Annotated in this window: 17 protein-coding genes and 1 pseudogene; 11 read left to right on the forward strand and 7 right to left on the reverse strand. The window is 63.9% G+C overall.

The window, feature by feature from the left end; genetic code table 11:
• Positions 1-75: 75 nt before the first annotated feature.
• Positions 76-1,593, reverse strand: a complete 1,518-nt coding sequence (locus tag ACESK8_RS09660; protein WP_372968394.1) for an APC family permease — start codon at positions 1,591-1,593, stop codon at positions 76-78.
• Positions 1,594-1,774: 181 nt separating this feature from the next.
• Complete coding sequence (locus ACESK8_RS09665) at positions 1,775-2,536, reverse strand: type 1 glutamine amidotransferase (protein WP_372968395.1); 762 nt, start codon at positions 2,534-2,536, stop codon at positions 1,775-1,777.
• A gap of 179 nt (positions 2,537-2,715) precedes the next feature.
• Here ACESK8_RS09665 and ACESK8_RS09670 point away from each other — a divergent pair, with 179 nt between their 5' ends.
• The 7 genes from ACESK8_RS09670 to ACESK8_RS09700 all read left to right on the forward strand — a co-directional run bounded on the left by ACESK8_RS09670 (position 2,716) and on the right by ACESK8_RS09700 (position 9,883).
• The gene (locus ACESK8_RS09670; protein WP_372968396.1) at positions 2,716-3,819 is read left to right on the forward strand and encodes a Zn-dependent alcohol dehydrogenase; all 1,104 of its coding nucleotides are present in this window, start codon (positions 2,716-2,718) and stop codon (positions 3,817-3,819) included.
• Positions 3,816-5,300: an aldehyde dehydrogenase gene (locus ACESK8_RS09675; protein ID WP_372968397.1), complete on the forward strand. Its 1,485-nt coding sequence runs from the start codon at positions 3,816-3,818 to the stop codon at positions 5,298-5,300. The genes ACESK8_RS09670 and ACESK8_RS09675 overlap by 4 nt, the downstream gene beginning before the upstream one ends.
• Before the next feature lie 39 nt (positions 5,301-5,339).
• Complete coding sequence (gene ald / locus ACESK8_RS09680; protein WP_372968398.1) at positions 5,340-6,458, forward strand: alanine dehydrogenase; 1,119 nt, start codon at positions 5,340-5,342, stop codon at positions 6,456-6,458.
• Between the two features lie 54 nt (positions 6,459-6,512).
• Positions 6,513-7,040: an HtaA domain-containing protein gene (locus ACESK8_RS09685; RefSeq protein WP_372968399.1), complete on the forward strand. Its 528-nt coding sequence runs from the start codon at positions 6,513-6,515 to the stop codon at positions 7,038-7,040.
• A gap of 212 nt (positions 7,041-7,252) precedes the next feature.
• Positions 7,253-7,624: a thioredoxin gene (trxA, locus tag ACESK8_RS09690; RefSeq protein WP_372968400.1), complete on the forward strand. Its 372-nt coding sequence runs from the start codon at positions 7,253-7,255 to the stop codon at positions 7,622-7,624.
• Positions 7,624-9,312, forward strand: coding sequence for an FAD-dependent oxidoreductase (locus ACESK8_RS09695; protein ID WP_372968401.1), 1,689 nt, complete (start codon positions 7,624-7,626; stop codon positions 9,310-9,312). Before trxA ends, ACESK8_RS09695 begins: the two co-directional genes overlap by 1 nt.
• A 304-nt stretch (positions 9,313-9,616) precedes the next feature.
• Positions 9,617-9,883 (forward strand): metal-sensitive transcriptional regulator, encoded by a 267-nt coding sequence (locus ACESK8_RS09700; RefSeq protein WP_372968402.1) that lies wholly within the window; start codon positions 9,617-9,619, stop codon positions 9,881-9,883.
• Between the two features lie 126 nt (positions 9,884-10,009).
• Here ACESK8_RS09700 and lgt read toward each other — a convergent pair whose 3' ends face one another.
• Both lgt and ACESK8_RS09710 read right to left on the reverse strand, forming a co-directional pair.
• A complete protein-coding gene (gene lgt / locus ACESK8_RS09705) occupies positions 10,010-10,903 on the reverse strand; it encodes a prolipoprotein diacylglyceryl transferase (RefSeq protein WP_372968423.1) in 894 nt (297 codons plus the stop codon).
• 220 nt (positions 10,904-11,123) lie between these two features.
• Positions 11,124-12,578, reverse strand: a complete 1,455-nt coding sequence (locus ACESK8_RS09710; RefSeq protein WP_372968424.1) for a SulP family inorganic anion transporter — start codon at positions 12,576-12,578, stop codon at positions 11,124-11,126.
• Positions 12,579-12,825: 247 nt separating this feature from the next.
• Between ACESK8_RS09710 and ACESK8_RS09715 the strand changes: the two genes are divergently transcribed.
• From ACESK8_RS09715 to ACESK8_RS09730, 4 genes and pseudogenes are all read left to right on the forward strand, one after another.
• The gene (locus ACESK8_RS09715; RefSeq protein ID WP_372968403.1) at positions 12,826-13,179 is read left to right on the forward strand and encodes a MerR family transcriptional regulator; all 354 of its coding nucleotides are present in this window, start codon (positions 12,826-12,828) and stop codon (positions 13,177-13,179) included.
• 605 nt (positions 13,180-13,784) lie between these two features.
• Entirely contained in the window at positions 13,785-16,889 is a 3,105-nt protein-coding gene (locus ACESK8_RS09720) for an SdrD B-like domain-containing protein (RefSeq protein ID WP_372968404.1), read from the forward strand.
• A 943-nt stretch (positions 16,890-17,832) separates the two neighbouring features.
• Positions 17,833-17,991 (forward strand): annotated as a pseudogene (locus ACESK8_RS09725) (helix-turn-helix domain-containing protein); the annotation flags it as partial.
• Positions 17,992-18,219: 228 nt separating this feature from the next.
• Complete coding sequence (locus ACESK8_RS09730) at positions 18,220-18,786, forward strand: ImmA/IrrE family metallo-endopeptidase (RefSeq protein WP_372968425.1); 567 nt, start codon at positions 18,220-18,222, stop codon at positions 18,784-18,786.
• Positions 18,787-18,798: 12 nt separating this feature from the next.
• Here the strand turns inward: ACESK8_RS09730 and ACESK8_RS09735 are convergent, their stop codons facing one another.
• The 3 genes from ACESK8_RS09735 to ACESK8_RS09745 form a co-directional block, all read right to left on the reverse strand.
• Positions 18,799-19,191, reverse strand: coding sequence for a hypothetical protein (locus tag ACESK8_RS09735; protein WP_372968405.1), 393 nt, complete (start codon positions 19,189-19,191; stop codon positions 18,799-18,801).
• The gene (locus ACESK8_RS09740) at positions 19,188-20,219 is read right to left on the reverse strand and encodes a metallophosphoesterase (protein ID WP_372968406.1); all 1,032 of its coding nucleotides are present in this window, start codon (positions 20,217-20,219) and stop codon (positions 19,188-19,190) included. The genes ACESK8_RS09735 and ACESK8_RS09740 overlap by 4 nt, the downstream gene beginning before the upstream one ends.
• A gap of 98 nt (positions 20,220-20,317) precedes the next feature.
• Positions 20,318-20,587 carry a hypothetical protein gene (locus ACESK8_RS09745; RefSeq protein ID WP_372968407.1) on the reverse strand — a complete coding sequence of 90 codons (270 nt, stop codon included), beginning with the start codon at positions 20,585-20,587 and terminating at the stop codon, positions 20,318-20,320.
• Positions 20,588-20,807: the final 220 nt, after the last annotated feature.

Genomic DNA, 20,807 nt, shown 5'->3' on the forward strand with positions numbered 1-20,807 from the left:
CGGGGATCCCGCGTTGGGAAACGACGACGCCCGAGCGAGGCTGTGGCCTCGCTCGGGCGTCGTCATGACCGGTGCTCAGTGTCGAGCGGGAGCTTCTCCTCCGACCGTGGCATCGAGCGCGTCGGGCAGCTCCTCCTCGTCGTAGATCTTGCCAATCCGGGCATATTCCTCCGGTCGGCGCTTGCGCAGATAGAGGGCGTAGACGACGCCAGCAAGGGCGATGAGCAGAACGTACAGCGGAATCAGATTCACGACCACCACGTCCGCGCCGGCAAGGAATGGGATGTAGACGACAAGCAGTACCAGGACGATGGCTTGTGCGACGACACCGATAGCGGGGGCGACGAGCGTCTTCCACGTTGCGCCGGGGCCGGAACGGCCAACACGGTTGAAGTAGAAGATGACAGCGAGCGAGACCAGCAACTGCACGAAAACAACGCCGGCGGTGCAGAAGATCGGCAACCAGCCTCCCAATTGCAGAAGCGGATCCGCGCCGCCAAGAGCGAAGAGAAGGATGACGACGACCGCGATGGCCGCCTGGACTCCGTTAGCCACATAGGGCGACTTGTGCTTGTCGTGCGTACGTCCGAGAGCTGCGGGCAGGATGCGGTCGCGCCCCATGGAGAAGAAATACCGGGAGGCGTTGTTGTGGAAGGCGAACGCACACGCAAAGAAACCGGTGATGACGAGGAAGTCCATCAGCACCCGCATGAAATGCCATGTGTACATGTCGGCGAGGACGAAGTAATAGTCGCCGACGAGGCTTCCGGCCTGCTCCATGGTCTGATCACCGAATCCGACGATTCCGGCGTAGGCCGCGAAGCTGTAGAACACGCCCAGGGTGATCACAGCGATGTACGTTGCTCGAGGCACAGACTGCTTCGGGTCGGTGGTCTCCTCTCCGTAGATCGCCGTGGTCTCGAAGCCGATCCACGACCAGAACGCGAAGAAGAAGCCGATACCGATGGCTGGCGCTGCCAACCATCCTGCCGGGTTGAATACCTCTGGCATCTGCCCCTGGGCGCCGCCCTGCACGATGACCGCGGTCGCGACGAAGAACACCACGAGGACTTCGAGACCGAGGGCCACACCGAGGATCTTGCCGGTGAGGGTGACCTTGAAGTACGAGATCACGAACATCAGGATGACACCTGCGACGCTGCACACCCACCACGGGACAGCCCACCCGAAGTAGTTCTCCAGCATCGCCGAGGTGAAATACCCGAATCCGCCACTGATGGCGGGCACGATCATGCTGTAGGCGAGCATGACCGTCCACCCCGCGCCCAGCCCAATCGGTCGGCCGAGGCCTTGCGTCGTGTAGTTGTAGAACGCACCCGCAGCGGTGATCCGCTTCGCCATCTGGGCGAAGCCCACTGCGAAGACGAGCAGAATCAGGGTGGCTGCAACATAAGTAAGCGCCGTCGCCATCCCTGCGCCGTTCGCGAACGAGATCGGGATATAGGTGGATACCACCACCAGTGGCGCCGCCGCCGCGGTGACCATCAGGACGATGGTGAAGAACCGGATCGAGCCTTTCAGCAGGTCCGTTGAGACTTCCGCGGTCGCCCGCCGTGTGGAGTTTGTCGCCATTCGGGTATGCCTCTCAGTGCATGTTGCCTGAAACGTGGATACTCCCGTTCAAGAGACCTGAACGCTGTGAACGGCGTCGTTCACTCAATCGGGATGTGCGGAAAGCTACTGAGGCTTGAGACCGCGCGGAGTGTCCCCTACGCCCATGTCGAGGCACCCGTATGTGCGCCCCGCCTATGGATCAGACGCCCGTGTTGGCGGGCAGAGCCCCGCCACCCTCTGCCCGGGTGCGAACGATGTTCGCAAAGCGCTCGGCGAGGGCCTTCGATCCTTCCTTCACAGCGGAGTCGGAGGACTTGAACTCCTCCGTCTGGGAGTCATAGGCCGAGCGGTGCTCCTCTGGGATCAGGGAACGCCAGCTTTCGAAGCGCGCTGGAGAGATCTCTGGATGGAACTGCACCCCCCACGCGGACGAGAGGCGGAACACCTGATGACGATACTTCTCCCCCGTGCCCAGCAGTACCGCGTCTTCGGGCAAGCTCACGATGCCATCAAAGTGCATCGCGCCGGCAAGCAGCGGGCGAGGGAGTCCGGCCACGAGCGGATCGTCCTCGGCCGCCGGCGCCCAATCTACGGCGACGACGCCGCTCTCCAGGCCAGCCTCGCCGCGGCGAACGTGTCCGCCTGTGGCATCGGCCAGTAGCTGTGCGCCGAGACAGATCCCGAGGGTGGGCAGCTCCGTGGCCACGGCTTCGCGCAGCCGCTCCTTGATGCCCTCGAGCCACGGGAACTCGTGCACATCCATCGCCCCCATGCCGCCGCCGAGGACCACGAGTCCGTCCACGTTATCGAGGCTGGGAACGTCATCTCCGTCGTACGGACGCACCACAGAGACATCGACACCTTCCTCGGCGATCCACTCGCCGAGCCGCTCCAGGTCCGCCTTCACATCGGGCTGAATGACAAGCAGACGGGGGCGGCGAGATGTGGTGCTATCGGTCATGAGTGCTCCTTCAGACGCAAAGATGGGCTATCACACACTGCAGCACAAGAGGCCTGAGCGGACATGTGCGCGACGCACATCGTCGAGATGAATGCGGTGCCGATTGCACCGCGCTGAGGCCGAGCATGAGCGTGAGTATTCCTTGGAAGCCCATTGAAGAGCTCCAAGGAGGATGTCGCATGGCACGACTACCGGTCCGCGCCGCGGTACTGCACGCCCCCGGCGCGCCACTCGAACACCGCACGCTGCTCCTCGATGAGCCACTCCATGGTGAGGTGCTAGTGCGGACGGGCGCCATCGGCCTGTGTCACAGCGACCTGCACTACGCAGACGGCACCCTCCCCATGGACCTGCCAGCCGTCCTCGGACATGAGGTCGCCGGTGTCGTCGAGCGTGTCGGGCCCGGCGTGAACCGAGTGAAGATCGGGGACCGGGTCGTCGCCACCGTTACCCCCAACTGCGGGTCGTGCCCGAGTTGCGTGGCCGGTCACGCGACGCTTTGCGAAAGGACGATGCAGCGCCGTTATCGGGACCGGCCGAAGCTGGAAACCGAAGACGGTGCGCCCGTGTCGATGCTGGGCGGAATGGGAACATTCGCTGAGGCGTTCGTGCTCGATGAAGCCTCCCTCGCGGTGGTTCCAGACGCTGTTAGCCTCAATGTCGCTTGTCTCCTCGGCTGTTGCATCAGCACCGGCGTCGGTGCGGTCACGCATGGCGCACGGGTGGGCCCCCGTGACACCGTCGCCGTCATTGGATGCGGCGGCGTCGGTATGGCCGTCGTCCAGGCGGCTCGCATGTCCGGGGCGCAGCGAATCATCGCCATCGATCTACACCCTGAGAAGCTGCTGCTGGCCGCCGAGGTTGGCGCGACGGATGTCGTGGTGTCCGGACCAGCGCAGGAGGTCATCGACGCTGTGCGCGAGATCGCCCCGGAAGGGGTGACGCGTTCGTTCGAAGCGGTAGGACGACCGGAGACTGCCGAGCTTGCTTTCGATCTGCTTGCACCTCGCGGCATTGCCACGATTCTCGGACTCATGCCTGCCGGCAAGCGCATCAGCATCGACGCCGGCGCTCTCATCGAAGGTGACCGCCGCATCCAGGGCGCCTACATGGGAGCCAACCAGTTTCTCGCAGACGTGCCGCTGCTCGTCGAGCAGTACGAGCGCGGCGTCCTCGACCTGCGCGCGATGGTGACATCCGTCATTCCGTTCTCCGATATCAACGCAGGGCTGCAAGCGATGCGCTCCCCCGGGACCATCCGCACGGTGGTGTCATTCGAATGAGAGGAAACGATGTGACGGAGTCAGTACCGGTCGTCGAGACACGATCCTGGATCGATGGCCGCTGGGTCGTACCGGACCACGAAATCGGTTCGCTTCACGACCCGAACACCGGTGCGCGACGTGGCCCACAGCGGGAGAGCTCCCTGGAATCGGTGACAGCCGCCATCACCGCGGCAGACCGTTTGTTCAACGCTCAGACCCTCGACGACGTGGGCCCCGCATCACGCGCTGCAGCCCTCGGAGAGTGGGCGAAACTTCTCGATGACGCAGCCGAGGACATCGCGCTGCAGGACTCGCTGTCCACAGGCAATCCTCTCTCCACGACCCGCATGCTGGCGGGCTCACTCGGGGCACGGGTACGGTCACTGGCCGCTGAGGTGCTGAACGTCGGAGACGGTAAGAATTTGTCTGCATCCGGCCGCACCGTCCGCCTGCTGAACCGTTCCCTGGGGCCAACTCTGATTCTCGCGCCGTGGAACGCGCCGACCTTCGTCGCTGTCTCCAAGCTCGCCGCGGCCTTCGGCGCGGGCTCCCCCTCGATACTGAAGCCATCGGAGTGGACGCCGGCAGGAGCGCAGATCGCCTTCGCGTTGTTCGTCCAGGTAATGGATGCCCGCGGCCTCCCCGCCGCATCCCTGCAGCTGGTTCACGGCGGCGCGATGGTGGGCAGCGCGCTTACTTCGGATCCCCGGGTTCGTGTCATCACCTTCACGGGAGGTCTCGCCGCAGGCCGAGCCGTCGCCCGCGCGGCAGCTGAGTCTCTCGCGAACGTGCAACTTGAGCTCGGATCAAACAATCCCGCCGTCGTCCTCGATGACGCCGATGTGGAGAGAACCGCCACCGACCTTGTCGCCGGCATGACGCGCTTGAACGGGCAGTGGTGCGAAGCACCCGGCAAGATCCTCGTACCGAAATCCTTGCATGACGCGCTCACAGAAGCGCTCATCACCGAGGCGGAGCGCGTTCGGATCCGCCACTCGCTCGATCCCGATTGCGACCTCGGGCCTCTTGCCTACGAAGCACATCGGGACCGCCTCGAGGTCTCCATCGCTGAACACGAATCACGAGGCGCGACGGTGCGCCGCATCGGAACGAGGCCGACGGCCGATGGCTGGTTCTTCACCCCGGCCGTGATCACGGGTCTTCCTGCAGCCGCAGCTTCGGAGGAACTGTTCGGCCCGGCGGTCACTGTGCACTCCTACGACGACGTCGCTGACGCCATCTCCGACGCCAACTCCGCCGGCGGAGGATTGGACGCCTTCGTATTCGGCGCAGATGAGGAGGAAGCGTTGCACGTCGGAGCGCGTCTTCTCGCGGGCGAGGTCAGGGTGAACGGCACCAAGATGGCCGACTTGGCGGGGGAATCACAGCAAACCTTCTGGGGGATGTCCGGGGTGGGCGGTCACGGCCCGGCTCAAGGCGTCGCCTTCTATCAGGGGCGTCGTGTCGTCGGCGTCGACGACCCGTCGCTGCCCATCTAGATCTTCAATTCACAACATCAGCAGAGAAAGCAGAATCACATGATCATTGGCGTTCCCACCGAAGTGAAGAACAATGAGAACCGTGTCGCGGCGACACCTGCCGGCGTCGCTGAACTCGCGGCGCACGGGCACCGCGTCCTCGTCCAAGCCGGAGCTGGTGTCGGTAGCGCGTTCTCCGACGACGAGTACGCAGACGCTGGCGCCGAGCTCATCCCTGACGCGGAGTCGGTCTGGGCAGAAGCGGACATGATCCTGAAGGTCAAGGAGCCTATCCGCAGCGAGTACGCGCTCATGCGCGAGGATCAGATCCTCTTCACGTACTTGCACCTCGCCGCGGACGCCCCACTGACGCGGGCCCTGCTCGACAGCGGCACGACGGCCATTGCCTACGAGACCGTGCAGCTTCCCGACCGCAGCCTTCCGCTGCTCTCGCCGATGTCGGAGGTCGCGGGTCGGCTCTCAACCCAGGTGGGCGCGAACCAGCTCATGCGGTCCCAAGGTGGTCGGGGGCTTCTCCTCGGTGGCGTCCCTGGCACCCCGAAAGGCAAGGTCGTCATCATTGGCGGCGGCGTGGCGGGCGAACACGCGGCTGCGATGGCGCTGGGGCTCGGAGCGGAAGTTACGCTGCTCGACGTGAACCTCGGGCGACTGCGCGCGCTCGAAGCCCGCTTCGACGGGCGGGTCACAACTCTGCGTTCAAGCCCGTACACCATCGCTGCAGCGGTGGAAGACGCCGACCTCGTCATCGGATCTGTCCTTATCCCAGGAGCCAGTGCTCCCAAGCTCGTCACCGACGAAATGGTGGCGCGCATGCGCCCCGGCTCCGTCCTCGTGGACATCGCCATCGACCAAGGCGGGTGCTTTGAGGGTTCCCGCCCCACCACCCACGATGACCCCACGTTCCCCGTTCACGACGCTATCTACTACTGCGTGGCCAACATGCCGGGTGCCGTCCCCCGTACGTCGACTATCTCTCTGACGAACGCAACCCTGCCTTACGCTCTGGCTGTCGCTGACAAGGGATGGCGAGCGGCCCTGGCCGCCGATGCGTCTCTCGCTCGCGGCCTCAGCACTCACGAGGGCGTCCTCACGAACGCGGCAGTCGGCGAAGCTCTCGGGATTGAAAGCGCCGCTGTCGAACAGGTCCTCGCGGCCTGACCGACGTTGTTGCGGGGGCATCGAGCCCCCGCAACCTTGACCAAGGAGGTAACCATGAACCCACCTCGATTCGACGCCCGAGCCGACCTGGGTTTCGCTTGGAGTGTCAAGGACTCTTTCCTTCAATACATTCGCAGCATGCCGGACGGCTCTATCCGCTGGGGCGAGGGAGCATCGGTCACCCGGGACGGTCAGTTCTACTTCCCACTGACATCGGTCAGCCGGACGCCGGCTGGCTTGGACTTGCAGTTCGGCGGTGAGGTTCGGTTCATCGCTCATCGCGGACTGCTCGCTGTCACCCTTGGCAGCCCGCTCATCCGCGTCACTCGAGACACCGCGATCCTCATCAACGGTATCGACGGTGCACGTGACGAGTTGTGTCAGATCGATCTGCCTGCGCAGACTCACGATGATGACGTCCTCATGTGGTTGGACGCCCCTGCGAATCTGACCGCCGCTGGTTCCGAGATGTTCGCGGGAACATACGCGGTGAATGAGGTCATGGCTCCTGTGACGATCCGCATCCCCCTCGGGCAGGACGCGCCCGTCCCCGCAGGCACAACAACGTTGGCAGACGTCTGATCTTCCCGGGTCCTCGCGACCTTTGACCCGGGACCTAGAGGTGCAGCCTGCACCGCTGAGTGAAAGGGAGGGGGAGGTCACTCCCCCTCCTGGCGCTCAGCCAGGACTTGCGGAAAGCGCGGGCGAAACGGCGACCGGCGAGAGATCGGTAGTGACCGCACGGCGCCCTTCGATGGACGCGACAATATACCCCGGGGGTATATTGTTGCGTCATGGCAACAGTGGAAATCACGAAAGAGAATCTGGCCGAGACACTCAGCACCGGCGGCGTCGTCCTCCTCGACTTCTGGGCAGAATGGTGTGGCCCGTGCCGCATGTTCGGGCCGGTGTTCGAAGCCGCCTCAGAGGCGTACCCCGAGGTCGCGTTCGGCAAGGTCGACACCGAGATGCAGCGCGAACTCGCGGCTGGTTTCCAAATCTCTTCGATTCCCACCCTGATGGCATTCCGCGACGGCATCCTCGTGTTTAGCCATCCCGGCGCCCTACCCGCGGCCGGACTGAATCAGGTCGTCGACGCCGTTCAGGGCCTTGATATGGATCTCGTGCGAGCGCGTTTGGCCGAGCAGACGAAGGATGCCTCCTGATGAAGATTGTCGTCGTCGGAGGTGTCGCCGGGGGCATGAGTTTCGCCGCTCGAGCTCGCAGACTGGATGAGTCCGCTGAGATCATCGTGCTGGAACGCGGCAACCACGTGTCTTTCGCCAACTGTGGCTTGCCGTACTACGTCAGTGGAGAGATCACCGAGCAGGAGAACCTTCTCGTCCAAACTCCGGAACGGCTGAAAGCAAGTCTGAACCTCGACATCCGTGTGCGGCACGACGTCGTCGGTCTCGATGCACGAGTGCAGGAAGTACTCGTCCTTACCGATGCTGGGGAACACCGGATCAGCTACGACGCACTCGTCCTCTCCCCCGGTGCGTATGCTGCTCGCCCGGACATCGACGGCTTGGATTCTGCACGAGTGCGCACGCTGCGGACGGTGGAGGACGCTATCGCTCTTAGAGCGGAGGTAGAGGCCGGAGTTCGCAACGCGGTCGTCCTCGGCGCCGGCTTCATCGGCGTGGAAGCGGCTGAAGCTCTTGCCCTGAACGGTATCTCGACGACTCTCGTCGAGTTCGCACCGCACGTTCTTCCGCCCCTTGACGATGAGCACGCATGGCCTGTGACGCAAGAGCTGCGTCGCTTGGGCGTCGATGTTCGCACCGGTGTTGCAGCACAGCGCATCACCGCTGATGACGTCGGCGACACGGTCGAGCTCGAAGACGGCACACTCGTTCACGCTGATCTAGTCGTACTCGCAGTCGGAGTGCGCCCGGACACGGCGCCCTTCGAGAAGGCCGGAATCGCCTGCGAACGGGGCGCGATCATCATCGACGAGCACGGCCGCACCTCCCTCCCGCAGGTATGGGCGGTGGGCGACGCCACCGCGAGCACGGACCCCGTTACCGGCGTCAAGCGCCCCATTGCGCTCGCCGGCCCCGCCAACAGGGCCGGGCGCCTCGTCGCCGACCACATCTTGCGACCGGAACGCGCGCGCGCCATCCCCACCCCGTTGGGCACAGCTATCGTGCGCGTGGGCGAGGTGACCGCCGCGATGACCGGCGCCAACCGCGCGTCCCTTGAGCAAGCCGGAATCCCCTTCCAGACCCTGCACTTGCACCCGAACCAACACGCGGGATACTTCCCCGGAGCGACCGCAGTGCACCTGACGGTCCACATCCGGGAGAACGATGGAGCCATCCTGGGAGCTCAGGCGTCCGGAACCGACGGCGTGGACAAGCGCATCGACGTGATCGCTACCGCCCTTCGCAACCACATGCGCATAGATGACCTCATCGACCTCGATTTGGCTTACGCCCCGCCATACGGTCAAGCGAAGGATCCTCTTAACCTCGCTGGGATGCTCGGTTCCAACGTCCTCGACGGGACGCTGACTCTCTGGGATGCCCGGGATTTGGACCTTGTTCGTTCGACAGCGCTCATTCTTGACGTGCGGACCGACGCGGAAGTGGCCACGGGGATTGTCCCCGAAGCGCTCCACATCCCGCACACCTCGCTGCGCGAGCGCCTTTACGAGGTGCGGGACGCTGCGAACGGGCGCCCGGTGCGAGTGATGTGCGCATCGGGAGTGCGATCCGCGATTGCACACCGGGTTCTTGCGCAGAACGGGTTCGATTCGGCCTCGCTGTCCGGCGGTATGACAACGCTTCGCAGCATCCTTCAGGATCGCGCTGACGATGTCTTGGTCGTGCCGGAATTTGTTCATGGCTGAGAACATCCCGGGCGGGTTGACATGCTCCGCACGACCGGCGGAGCAGATCGCCCGCGGCGTGGTTGTCATGCTTGTCGGCACGTTCGCCGTGGCGCTCGGTTACTCCGCAGCGCCAGCCGTCGCCGTCGCCGCCGTGTCCGTGTCCGTAGGCATGGGATTCATCGCAGTGACGGGCTGGTGCCCGGGAGCATCAGCTCAACACCCTACGGATCGTGTTCACAAGGTAAGCACACGATGATCCCTTACCCGGACGGGCGCTACATCGCTGACCTACCGACACTCATCAACCGAAAGGCCCAACCTCATGACCGTTGACAATCAGGCCGCTCAACGCAAGGTATTGAATCGTCTGCGCCGCGCGCGCGGTCAGCTCGATGCGGTCATCGCCGCGGTGGAAGCCGAAGCGACGTGCCGTGACGTTGTCACTCAGCTCGCCGCGGTCACCCATGCCCTCAATCGCGCGGGTTTCGTCGTTGTTGCAACTGCACTTGAGGACTGCCTGGCGGACCCCGGAAATCCGGACGGCCCCACCGCCGAGGAGCTCGAAAAGTTGTTCCTCACCCTCGCCTGATCCGCTCTCCCCCATTACTACGCTCGCCCGCACGCGAACCGTGCTTGTAGCGATGGCGTACAGCGCAGGGTAGGTCCGCTCTCGGGGCGGTCGCTAGCCGGCACGCGGTCCGAGACCTCCGAACAACTACTCGTGATGCAGCGCGATGAGCGCCGCGTCGTCGCCCTCGGATTGAGCGGGCTCTTGAAGGAACGCTGACTGGTCCGATGTGTCCCGATGCCGCACCGTCTGAACAACGAAGATCGCGACGCCGAGCGCGATGACCGCGAACGACGCCCAGATGTTGGCGGGGATGCCGAGGGGAGCGTCGCTGGTCGGGTCGATACGGATGGCTTCGAGGAAACTGCGACCGATTCCGTACCAGATCAAGTAGACGGCGAAGCTGCGCCCCCAGCCCAGCCGAACACGTCGCTCGAGAAGAACGATCACCGTCGCCCCGATAACGTTCCACACGATCTCGTAGAGGAACAATGGGTGGAAGAGCGTTCCCTCCGGGAGTCCATCGGGGAACATCGAAGACGAGGAAGAGATCTCGAGGCCCCAAGGAAGGGTGGTCGGGAGACCGAAGAGCTCCTGATTGAAGTAGTTCCCGATCCGGCCCGTGGCTTGCGCTAAGAGGAGCCCCGGCGCGAGCGCGTCCGCGAAGGCCCAGAAGCGAACGTTCGCGCGCCGGCAGCCGATGTAAGCGCCGACTGCTCCGCCGATGAGGGATCCGTAGATGGCATTCCCGCCGTCCCAAATGGCGAAGATCGCCCACGGGTCGGCCCCAGGGTAGAAGTAGTCGCCTACGTGGGTGAACACGTGGTAAAACCGTGCGGCCACGATGCCGAGCGGCACGACCCACAGCGCGATGTCAATGACGGTCCAGGGCGGAACACCTCGCGCCCGCAGCCGACGGTCGGTCACTACGACAGCGAGGACGATGCCGGCGATGATGCAGAGCGCGTAGGCATGGATCGTCAGCGGACCCAATGGGAAGCTTGCCCATGACGGGTCGGGGCTCGGAATACTCAGGCGCATCACGTCATTCTCCTCGCTTACGCGATTGATTACCGCCGCAGCCTGGGACGCGCGAGGGAGAGTCTCGCGAAGTGCAGCTTCCCAGTTCTCCGCTGAGAAGTGTTGGGACTCTTCTCGCCCCCTGGGAGAAGAGTCCCAACCGGTAGGAGTTCGGGTCCCCCACCCCACGCGAGCTCCCCGGTACTCGCGCAGAACGTGCGCCGCGGGAAGCGCGTCGTCGCTAGTGGCCGGTGAGCGTTCCGGTCAAGCGTGCTTGTAGCGCCGCCGCGGTGTCGTTCAGCCCGGTGATCGCCACCGTCTTCCCTTGGCGCTCATACTTGGTCACGACCGCGTCCAAAGCAGCGACGGTGGACGCGTCCCAGACGTGAGAGCGGCTCATGTCGATCTCGATCCGGGCCGGGTCTTCCACGTACTCGAACTGGGTGGTGAGGTCGTTGCTCGAAGCGAAGAAGAGCTCGCCGTCGACGACATAGCGAGCTACCGCCGCGTCGTCGTCCACGGTGCGAGTAACGCTGGCGAAGTGCGCGACACGCCGCGCGAACATCACCATCGCAGCGATGACGCCCAGAACGACGCCAATGGCGAGGTTGTGCGTCCAGACCGTAGCGATGACGGTGATCAGCATGACGGCGGTCTCACTCTTGGGCATGCGCCGTAGTGTCCCGGGACGGATGCTGTGCCAATCGAAGGTCGCGACCGAGACGAGAATCATGACCGCGACAAGTGCCGCCATCGGGATGATCGCCACGATGTCACCGAGAGCGAGCACGAGGACGAGCAGGAAGACACCGGCGAGGAACGTCGAGATGCGGGTACGAGCACCCGACGCCTTGACGTTGATCATGGTCTGACCGATCATGGCGCAGCCACCCATGCCGCCGAAGGCGCCCGAGAGCATGTTCGCGACTCCCTGACCCCAGGCCTCTCGCGTCTTCGGCGAGTGGGTGTCAGTGATGTCGTCGACGAGCTTGGCGGTCATGAGGGACTCGAGAAGACCGACCACGGCCATCGCCAGCGCGTACGGGGCGATGATCCCCAGCGTCTCGAGGGTGAGTGGCACGTTCGGGATAAACAGCTCCGGAAGGCTCTGAGGAAGCTCCCCCTGGTCGCCGACATTCGGGACGCTCCAACCGAAGATGACGACCGCGGCGGTAAGGAGCACGATGGTCACCAGGGGCGCCGGGATGACCTTCGTGACCTTAGGCATAAGGAAGAGGATCAGAAGTCCGACCGCGACGAGCGGATAGACGAGCCACGGCACGTCGAACAGCTGCGGCAGCTGGGCAACGAAGATGAGGATCGCGAGCGCGTTCACGAATCCGACCATTACCGATCTCGGAATGAAGCGCATGAGCTTTGCCACCCCCAGCACGGCGAGCACGATCTGAATTGCGCCACCCATCAGCACAGTGGCGATGAAGTAATCCATGCCGTGGTCACGTGCGACCGGCGCGATGACGAGCGCGATGGCTCCGGTGGCCGCGGTGATCATCGCCGGTCGGCCGCCGAGGAATGCGATAGCGACGGCCATGACGAAGCTACTGAACAGACCCACCCGCGGGTCGACGCCCGCGATGATGGAGAAGGCGATGGCCTCGGGGATGAGCGCGAGAGCCACCACGAGGCCGGCGAGCACCTCACGGGTGAGCAGGCGCGGGTTCTTGAGCGCTTGCATCACCGTTGGTTCGATGCGGTAGCCGGACGCGGTCTCGCGGCGCGGGGTCACTGCAGTCAAAGGCCCTCCTCGGGCTCTGGGCCCACGAGGTGGGCGTCGGAAAGCGCATCAGTGCGCAGGTGTCGGTCAGCCCGACACGGAAGAATGGTGGTCGAGTGCGAGGTCCGCACCCTCACGACAGACTCTAACGTAACGTGAGGTTTGAGAGCGATTCATTGAGGGACGCGAGATGAATGAACAGCGAACAATGCGTATCGGCGAGGTCGCCGAGCAGACCTCGTTGTCGTTCCGTACGCTTCGCCACTATGACGACATCGGCCTCGTCTCGCCGTCCGCCCGCACGGAGGGCGGCTTCCGCCTGTACACCGAGACGGACGTCGCACGACTCATGGTCATCCGCCGCATGAAACCACTCGGGTACACGCTGGACGAGATGAGCGAGCTACTCGACATCGTCGACGCACTGCGAGTGCATCCATCAGACCCGAAGCTCAGGGATCGGCTATCCGACGCGATGGACGAGGCCCGGGAGCGTCGCGCCAAGCTCGCGACCCACCTGGACATGGCGGACGAGTTCATCGGACAACTCAAAGGCATCTGAATCCGGCTCTGCGGGCACACCGCGGGTCGGCGCAACACAGCCCCGCAACGCGTAAGCCGTGATCGCGGCAGCGTCCGTGCTCAGGGTTTATTCAGACGCATGCAACTAGAGTGGTCGGGAAATCGGCCCTATCTTTGGGTCGGAGGAGCGCCGCAACGGCGCAGCACGAGCAACGACCTGAGTCGAGGTGCTCGTGCATCGTCAGGGGAGAGACGATGTCTGAGCGCATCGCGCAGCGTTCGCGCGCGCACATTTTCGGGAACTGGGTCGCGGGAGTCATCGTCGCGCTACTCGCAGTAGGTGGAGTCAGCGCACCCGCACACGCGGCCGGCGGGACAGTGACCGTGTTCCCCGTCGAATCGAGTTCGACCCACAACGGGCTGCCCGTCCTCACCGAAGGCGACACCTACGCGTTCCAGCTCGGGTACGGGGACATGGACGACGGCGCCGTCGTCGACGTCGCCCTCCCGGAGGGGATCACCATCCCACCCGAGGCCCTCACCGTCCCGGCGGGTAACACGGCGGTCACGTCGCTCGCAGTTCGAGACGGGCAACTACGCGTGACCTTCGCTGCCCCGTTCCCGGCCGACGTCAACCAGGGCGTGTTGGACCTGAGCTTCACGGTGGACACCGTGGAGCGGTCCGAATCCCGAGAACTAGTGTGGAGTGTCGCCGGCGAACAGACGACTCAGCGAATCATCGTCGTCCAGCGCGGCGATTCACCCCGCTCAACAGAGACCGGCGTAACGAAAAACGTCACCTGGGTCACCATCCCGCACAGCATCGTTGACGGGACCATCGTGATGGACCCGGCTGCGACGACGACGAAGATCCCGTACACGGTCACCGTGTCCAGCACCGAGGCGCGGGACATCGTGATGGACGACGTGCTCGATCCTCGCCTTACGTATGTCGACGGTTCGCTCACTGCCTCGAAGGTCGTGCGAGATCCCGACGGCCTCAACCCGGCGAACACGCCGGTGACGGCTCTTCCCGAGATCTCGGGCGATAGCTTCACACACGCGTTTCATGCGGAAGCGAACTCGGTCTACACGTTCACGTATCAGGCGACCGTCGCCGAGTCTGCGGTCGAGACCGTGCGCGATGACTTCCAGCGAGTGTATGACGCGGTCGACAAGCTCGACGGCGGCCGGTACGAGATTCGGTTCACGAACGAGGTGACGGTAAACGGCGAGTCGCGCACCGCGTGGATGCCTGCATATGCAGATGTGCAGGGACAGGGTCGGCCGAATACCGCCGGCGCGTTCGCCATGACAGCAGACCCGACCACCGTGACCCTCGACAAGCCAGCCACACCCGGTGCGACCCTCGACACCGCCCTCCCGGTCACGTATGCACTCACTGCCGACCTGACAGCCTTCGATGGGTACCAGGGCACGCGCGCTGCTCTTGAGCGCAACGTCGTCATCCGAGACACTCTCGCCGAGCAGTCCGCGTGGCTCACCGACGCTCGAGACTTCGTCACGCTCGTAAACGACGACGGCACCGAAACAATGCTCGCCCCGGCCGCAGGGCTCGGTGGAAACCTCGAAGACGCTATTGCGGCCGACGAGTACATCAACACTTATGCGGTGTCCGGTACATCTCTGTTCATCAACATCGGCAAGGACGTCACGAAACGAATCACTGTCCACGCACGCGCGGAGGTGCGATCTCTTCCTACTACCCAGGCCGAGACAACGCAGTACGACGACCAGTACCGCCTCTTCAATGACACCTACTTCATCTACGCTTCAGGCCGGTACGAGCCGCGCGGCGCCACCACAACGGTGATCGTGCCGAAGAACGTGGACGGTGGCGTTGATGACCCCACCCGGTTCGCGAAGACCGCTCCGTCCAAGACGGTAACAGTGACGTCGGGCAGTGCTGCGATGGTGCCCTACACCTTCCGCATCGGAGCGAACGTCGGCGACGCGTCCTCCTCGCAGATCGTGGATGCCCTCGACCATTCGATCTTCGACGTCACCGAGGACACACTGCCCGAGATCGCGCAGTCGCTCACTGGGACCTACGGGGGCCAGCCGCTGACGGCAAAGAACTTCGATACGTGGCTCGACGGCGCCGGCGATCTGGTCATCGCGCCCAACGCGTCCTTCCCCGGAACGGCACCTCACCTCAGTGCGTGGGCGGTGACCGTCACGCTGCCGACGCACGTGCTGCAGGGAAAGCAGACCCTCGACGTGTCGAACTCCGCACGGTACGAAGGCTCGAGCTTGGAGACGACCTACACCTCGTCATCGGTAACGAGAGCAACGAGCTTCGGCAGCGAGCTCGAAGTGAGGAAGCGTGTGTACGACTCAGCGAACGATACCTTCACCAGCAACCTTCGTGTCGATACCACGCAAGGCGCTGAGCGTGCGAGCGACCGGTTCGTCTACCGCATCGAGCTCATCCCTCACGGAACGTTCTCCAACATGGTGCGAGACGTCGCCGACGTGCTGCCAGCCGGAGTGAGGTTCGAAGGATTTGTCGCGCCGGAGAACGTGGCATCGGGTGCCACCACAGCCGACAACCCGTACACGGTCCCGGGCTCACGGATCACTGTTGAATACGACGACACCACCAACGCCGTCACGATGAAACGGGGACGGTTGACCGCCGACCAGGCGGTGACCCTGTACTTCGCCGTGACAATCACGTCGCCGCAGGTGAACATCGGTATCACCAACAGCATCGGAGCCACCAGCGCCACGATCACACCGACGGACGACTACCCGCTCAGCTTGCTCGTCCGCGACGTCACGGATACAACGAAGCTCGTCACCGATTCCGGGTCGCGGTTCTCGGTCTTGGACGCGGAGATGCGCGTAGTTGACGACGGCCTTATGCTGTCCGGTGGTCGAATCGTTCACGCGGATGGGAGCACACCTGTCGTCACAGCCGCTGGAAACTACTGGCTGCGCGAAGATGTGGCGCCTGCAGGCTACGAGCGCACCACCAGCCTCGTTCGCATCACAGTACAACCGAATGGGACCTCCGCCGACGTGGTGCTGTTCACCGCCCCGGCCGCGGTCAGCGAGCCGGATGCAACCTATGCGGTGGGTGACGTCGTGTGGATCGACGCGGACCGCGACGGCATTCAGACAGGCGATGAACAGGTCCTTCCGGGAGTGACCGTGGAGCTCCTCCACGATGGTGCTGTCGTTGCCTCCACGATCACGGACGCCAATGGACGCTACGTCTTCGACGAGCGCGCAGCCGGTGCGTACCAAATTCGATTCGCGCTCACACAGCAGCAAAGTTCGACGTACGCCTTCACGAGCTGGTCCCCCGGCAACGGCGATGCTGTCGACTCGAATGTCGACGCAGGCACCGGGCTCACGTCGACTGTCATCTTGGGCCCCGACAACGAGAACCTCACGACAACGTATCCGTGGCGTCAGATTTCGGCGTCCGAAGGCATTGATCCGACATGGGACGCGGGCGTCGTCGTCATCAGTCCAGACTCCGTCGGCGACAACGATGCCGACCCCGGGACGGGTGGTGGAAAACCGTCCGGGCCCTCGGGCGGCGGCAGCGCCGTCAGCAACGGCCTGCCTTCGGACGCTGCGCGGCCGGGAACCCCTGCGGTTGACGCTCTACCCGCGACAGGCGCAGGAGTGCCGGTCATCGCGCTGGGCGTTGCCGGCATGCTGCTCCTTGCAGGCGCCGCCGCGCTGTTCTGGCGCCGCCGCAACCCCGGCACCTGAGGGAATCTGACGCGGCGGCTGAGTTCGAAGCGCTTGCCTCTGTGGAGTTGTCATGGTTGCGAACACTGGCCCCGGCGCGAGGACTCAAGCCTCCTGCATAGTCGCGGCCGCTCGGCAGCTCGGGGCTACTTCGACCGGGGACGTGTTCTCCGCGACTCCTTCTCTCCCATTACCCTGCGGCGGATCCGGGCCTCTGGCGAGGCATACAGGAAACTCACAGAAATCCTCGGCGCCCGAGCTGCCACACGGGGCCAGGCTCGGTCTAACTCCGGGGCACCCCCTTTCGATCCCACTCGGGAGAGTGCAGAGGTCGGTCTCGAGCGGAGGTTGCGAGGCACGGGGGTGTATTTGCGTAGAGACGTGAAACGAGCGCGCTGGTCGGCCACGGTGGACTTCTAGCCAGGTGCAGGGGTGGCAATTCCGAAGCAGTAGGGGCAGCGCTGGCCCGCCGAAGGGAACTTCCCAGTCGCGCAAGTGTGCTTCGTCGTTCGTCGCCGCTTCCTAGGCAGGCGAACTGATCCCCAACATCTCGTTCGAAGGTCAGGGAAACCGACGATTGGCAGATGCCAAGGCTGATGCCAAGGTAAGAACTGGAGAAAATCCCAGTTCATCGAGCATAAATGGGGGCGCCTGCCAAGGTTGCCAAGTGCATAGAGTGCCCTATAGGGATTCAGAGGAGTGCTCCCCCTCTTACTTACTTACTTACTTTTTGATCTCTATATGAAATACCTACTACTTGGCAACCTTGCCAACGTCCGCCGATCCCAGTCGAGAGTAGGGCACTCTTCAGCCAAGGTGCGGTTGGCAACGGCTTGCCATTTTCGCGAGATTGGCAGCGGGAGAGGCTACCGACGCCGAACGCCCCGAAATATAAGCGAAAGCAGCCTCGGATCGAGGCGCTTATAATTCGGCGGATATCGCGTGAGCCGCATAGGCTGATCCAATGTCGACCACCGCTCTCGAAGCCGTACGCCTCACCCGAGGCCTCACGCAGGGCGCTCTGGCATCCGCGACGGGGATATCCCAAGCGATGATCTCTCTTCTAGAGTCCGCACGCGCAAACGCGTCGACAACCGTGCTCGACTCTCTGGCTGATGCGCTTCAGATCCCCGCCGGAATCCTCCAGTTCCCCGCTCCGCCGGTTGACCTTCTGCACGCGATGAAAGATTCTGTCCCGGCGGCGGTGGTCAACCGTGTGAGGGCGGAGTTCACGCTTGCGTTTCTCCGGTCTGAACTTCTCGCTCCCGGCATCCGTCATGCGATCCGCGCCACGGGGTTCGGTAACACCTCTGGCGCAGCTCGAGCCGAGCGTCTTCGTCGCAGTTGGGCCATGGCACCCGGCCCCGTCCAGGACCTGGTCCACGTGCTCGAGTCTCACGGCATCGTCTGCCTGCGCCGAGACCTCATCGGCACGCGGAAGAACGCACTGGTGGCAACGTCCGGGCGGCGGCGCGCTGTCGTATTCATCGATCCCCGACCGGACCGCGAGGACGCATCTTGGGCGGTCGCGCACGAGCTCGGCCATCTCGTTTTACATGAGACCGCCGTCACCACCCAGGAGGAACAGTCTGACGAGTTCGCAGGCGAGTTCCTTGCTCCCCGCGCGGAGGTGACGAAGTTGATCGGCTCCGGTGTGGACGCGGAAGACCTTCCCGACCGCTTCTCGATGCCGCCTCCCGCGTTCGCAGTGCACGCTCGACGCAACAGCCTCATTTCACAGGCTGACTATCGTGCGCTGCGCAAGCAGTCAGTGCCGCCGTGGAACCGCACCACCATCCCAGGCCCGCGTCGAATCTCGGATGCGGTGCAGGAGCGTGTGAACGGCGGTGAGACGATCCGCGACGTCGCAGCGTCGGCGTTCCTCTCGGAAGACGAGTTGCGCCGCGATTACCTGTAGCCCGATACGGACTCAGCTACTCCACGCTGCCGCAGCGTGACGGGCGTCACGAAGCACGCCCTCGATCTGTCCGGCGAGAAGCTGTTCGATAGCACTGGACGCAACCTCCCCGGTCTCGTCATCGAAGGGCGAATTGAGCCACTGTGCCCACGTCCATGACGAACGAGTCCCGGTTCGGAGCACTCGAAGGACATCTCCGACACCGTCAACGACACGACCATCGACGATCTGGAACGCAGGGTAGAGGAGTACACCTTCCTCCGTCTCGAGTTCGAGAAGTGAGTGAGATTCGACGGCCGCGGCTACCTGCTCGGCCGTCCATCCGAGCGCGCGGGCGACGGACGTTTCGGTGTAGCACGGGCCGACGATCTGAGCCCAGGGGTTCGACTGCTCACCTTCGGTCACGGTGTGCCCTCTGAGTCATCCTGCGATTGAGCTTCTGGCTGACGGGTGTGCCGACGACGGACATCTTCGATGAGTTCGTCGAGTGAGCGGCGGCCGTCGATGTAGTCGCGGGCGTCACGAAGAGCTCCGGGCGACGGGGAGAGTCCGTCGACAGCCCATGAATCCATCGTCTGGGCCACACTCTTTTCGCGCCTCTCGCGCTCGAGGTAATCATCCTCCCAGCGATCCGCGAGCCCGCGAATAATGCGTAAGTTCGGCGTCGCCATCTTCAAAGTGCGCATGTCGAGGAACCCGAGGTTGCCTTCCTGGGCGTCTCGGCCGAGACTTGCGATCCGCCGACCGTCGTCGGTCTTACCTCCGCCCGGCGCGTGTAGGTGCCCGTGCACGAGCAACTCGGGTCTGACCGCATCCCACACCTCGCTGACTCGCACGCGTGATGCGGCTGACTCGACGAGGGCCGCCTTCGGGAACCTATGGGGATTGGTGCGAAGAACCTCGCGGACGGGACGAACGGGAGTGCCAGCGGGTGACTCGTGGGTCAGCATCAGATCCGCGGGGCCGCCGTCGATGGCTTCCGCCACATGCTCATCGGTGATTGCCTCATCCGGCCACCAGGTCCGTCCCTCGATGCGTGACTGACGGTCGACAGATACGGCGCCGCCCAGCGACAGAACCCGGCGGCCACCGATGGACAGGCGCGCAGGTCGCGGGAGCAACCAGACAATGTTGGAGACGCGGACCGCGGATCCTGGATGTCTGTCGAGGAGTGGCGTGATCTCGTTCCACGGTTCGTGGTTTCCGTTGGTGACGTAGATGCGGGTGATGGCGGTCTCGGCGAAGATCTGGTCGATTTCCGCCGGCGGCATCCACCAGTCCCCCAGATGCAGCATCGTCGTCACGTCCGGAGCGAGCGCAGGCAGCGCCCTCGACAGCATTCGCGCCCAGCCGACGTTGCCGTGCCAGTCACCGCACACCGCCACGCGGTTGTCAGGCAGCGCGATGCTCGACGCGTACTCGAGCGCTTCCATCAACCCTCCTCAAAGAAGTGGTTGCATCTTAGCGCAAATGCGGAAAGGATTCCGCACATGAGTATTTCGGCATGTCGGAGAATGGCGTGGATGTCGGCCTAGGGAGCGGCCCTATGCTCCGCCTGCCGCTGCTCTTGCGCCAAGCGTTCCCGCTTGCGCTGAAGTTCCCTCTCCATTGCGCGTATGTACTCCGCACTCTCGCCGCGCATCATCCAGTAGTCGAGCCGAGGTCCCACGAGCAGTCGGAGCCGAGCGAGGTCGACCATCTGCATGATGATCAGCCCGCCCAGCATCTTCTGCAGACGGTTGTACTCGATCTCGACCTCGACCGCGAGGTCGGTGATTTTCGTGATGCGGGGCTTCTGCATGTAGAGCTCACGCACCCCGTAAGAGATCTGGTGCTGCGATCTCGACGCGTCCAACTGAGCCCTCTGCTCCAGGCTCCAGTCGTCCCCGATTTCTCTCCACGCCGGGAGCGGGCGTCGCCCGAAGTCCCGAGGCTCGATGAGGAAGTCTCTCGGCACATATCGCGGATCCGACACGGTAAAGAGCCTATCTAAAAGACCGAAGAAGCGCGAAAAGACCTAA

It is taken from the genome of Microbacterium sp. (assembly GCF_041641055.1).
Classification (GTDB): domain Bacteria; phylum Actinomycetota; class Actinomycetes; order Actinomycetales; family Microbacteriaceae; genus Microbacterium.

Bases quoted from the DNA above. Each gene is read 5' to 3' on its own strand.
- ACESK8_RS09710 (WP_372968424.1), bottom strand. From the start codon at position 12,578: ATGCAAGCGCTCAAGAACCCGCGCCTGCTCACCCGTGAGGTGCTCGCC.
- ACESK8_RS09745 (WP_372968407.1), bottom strand. From the start codon at position 20,587: ATGCAGAAGCCCCGCATCACGAAAATCACCGACCTCGCGGTCGAGGTC.
- trxA (WP_372968400.1), top strand. From the start codon at position 7,253: ATGGCAACAGTGGAAATCACGAAAGAGAATCTGGCCGAGACACTCAGC.
- ACESK8_RS09675 (WP_372968397.1), top strand. From the start codon at position 3,816: ATGAGAGGAAACGATGTGACGGAGTCAGTACCGGTCGTCGAGACACGA.
- lgt (WP_372968423.1), bottom strand. From the start codon at position 10,903: ATGCGCCTGAGTATTCCGAGCCCCGACCCGTCATGGGCAAGCTTCCCA.
- ACESK8_RS09665 (WP_372968395.1), bottom strand. From the start codon at position 2,536: ATGACCGATAGCACCACATCTCGCCGCCCCCGTCTGCTTGTCATTCAG.
- ACESK8_RS09685 (WP_372968399.1), top strand. From the start codon at position 6,513: ATGAACCCACCTCGATTCGACGCCCGAGCCGACCTGGGTTTCGCTTGG.
- ACESK8_RS09740 (WP_372968406.1), bottom strand. From the start codon at position 20,219: ATGGAAGCGCTCGAGTACGCGTCGAGCATCGCGCTGCCTGACAACCGC.
- ACESK8_RS09660 (WP_372968394.1), bottom strand. From the start codon at position 1,593: ATGGCGACAAACTCCACACGGCGGGCGACCGCGGAAGTCTCAACGGAC.
- ACESK8_RS09730 (WP_372968425.1), top strand. From the start codon at position 18,220: ATGGCACCCGGCCCCGTCCAGGACCTGGTCCACGTGCTCGAGTCTCAC.
- ACESK8_RS09700 (WP_372968402.1), top strand. From the start codon at position 9,617: ATGACCGTTGACAATCAGGCCGCTCAACGCAAGGTATTGAATCGTCTG.
- ald (WP_372968398.1), top strand. From the start codon at position 5,340: ATGATCATTGGCGTTCCCACCGAAGTGAAGAACAATGAGAACCGTGTC.
- ACESK8_RS09670 (WP_372968396.1), top strand. From the start codon at position 2,716: ATGGCACGACTACCGGTCCGCGCCGCGGTACTGCACGCCCCCGGCGCG.
- ACESK8_RS09695 (WP_372968401.1), top strand. From the start codon at position 7,624: ATGAAGATTGTCGTCGTCGGAGGTGTCGCCGGGGGCATGAGTTTCGCC.
- ACESK8_RS09715 (WP_372968403.1), top strand. From the start codon at position 12,826: ATGCGTATCGGCGAGGTCGCCGAGCAGACCTCGTTGTCGTTCCGTACG.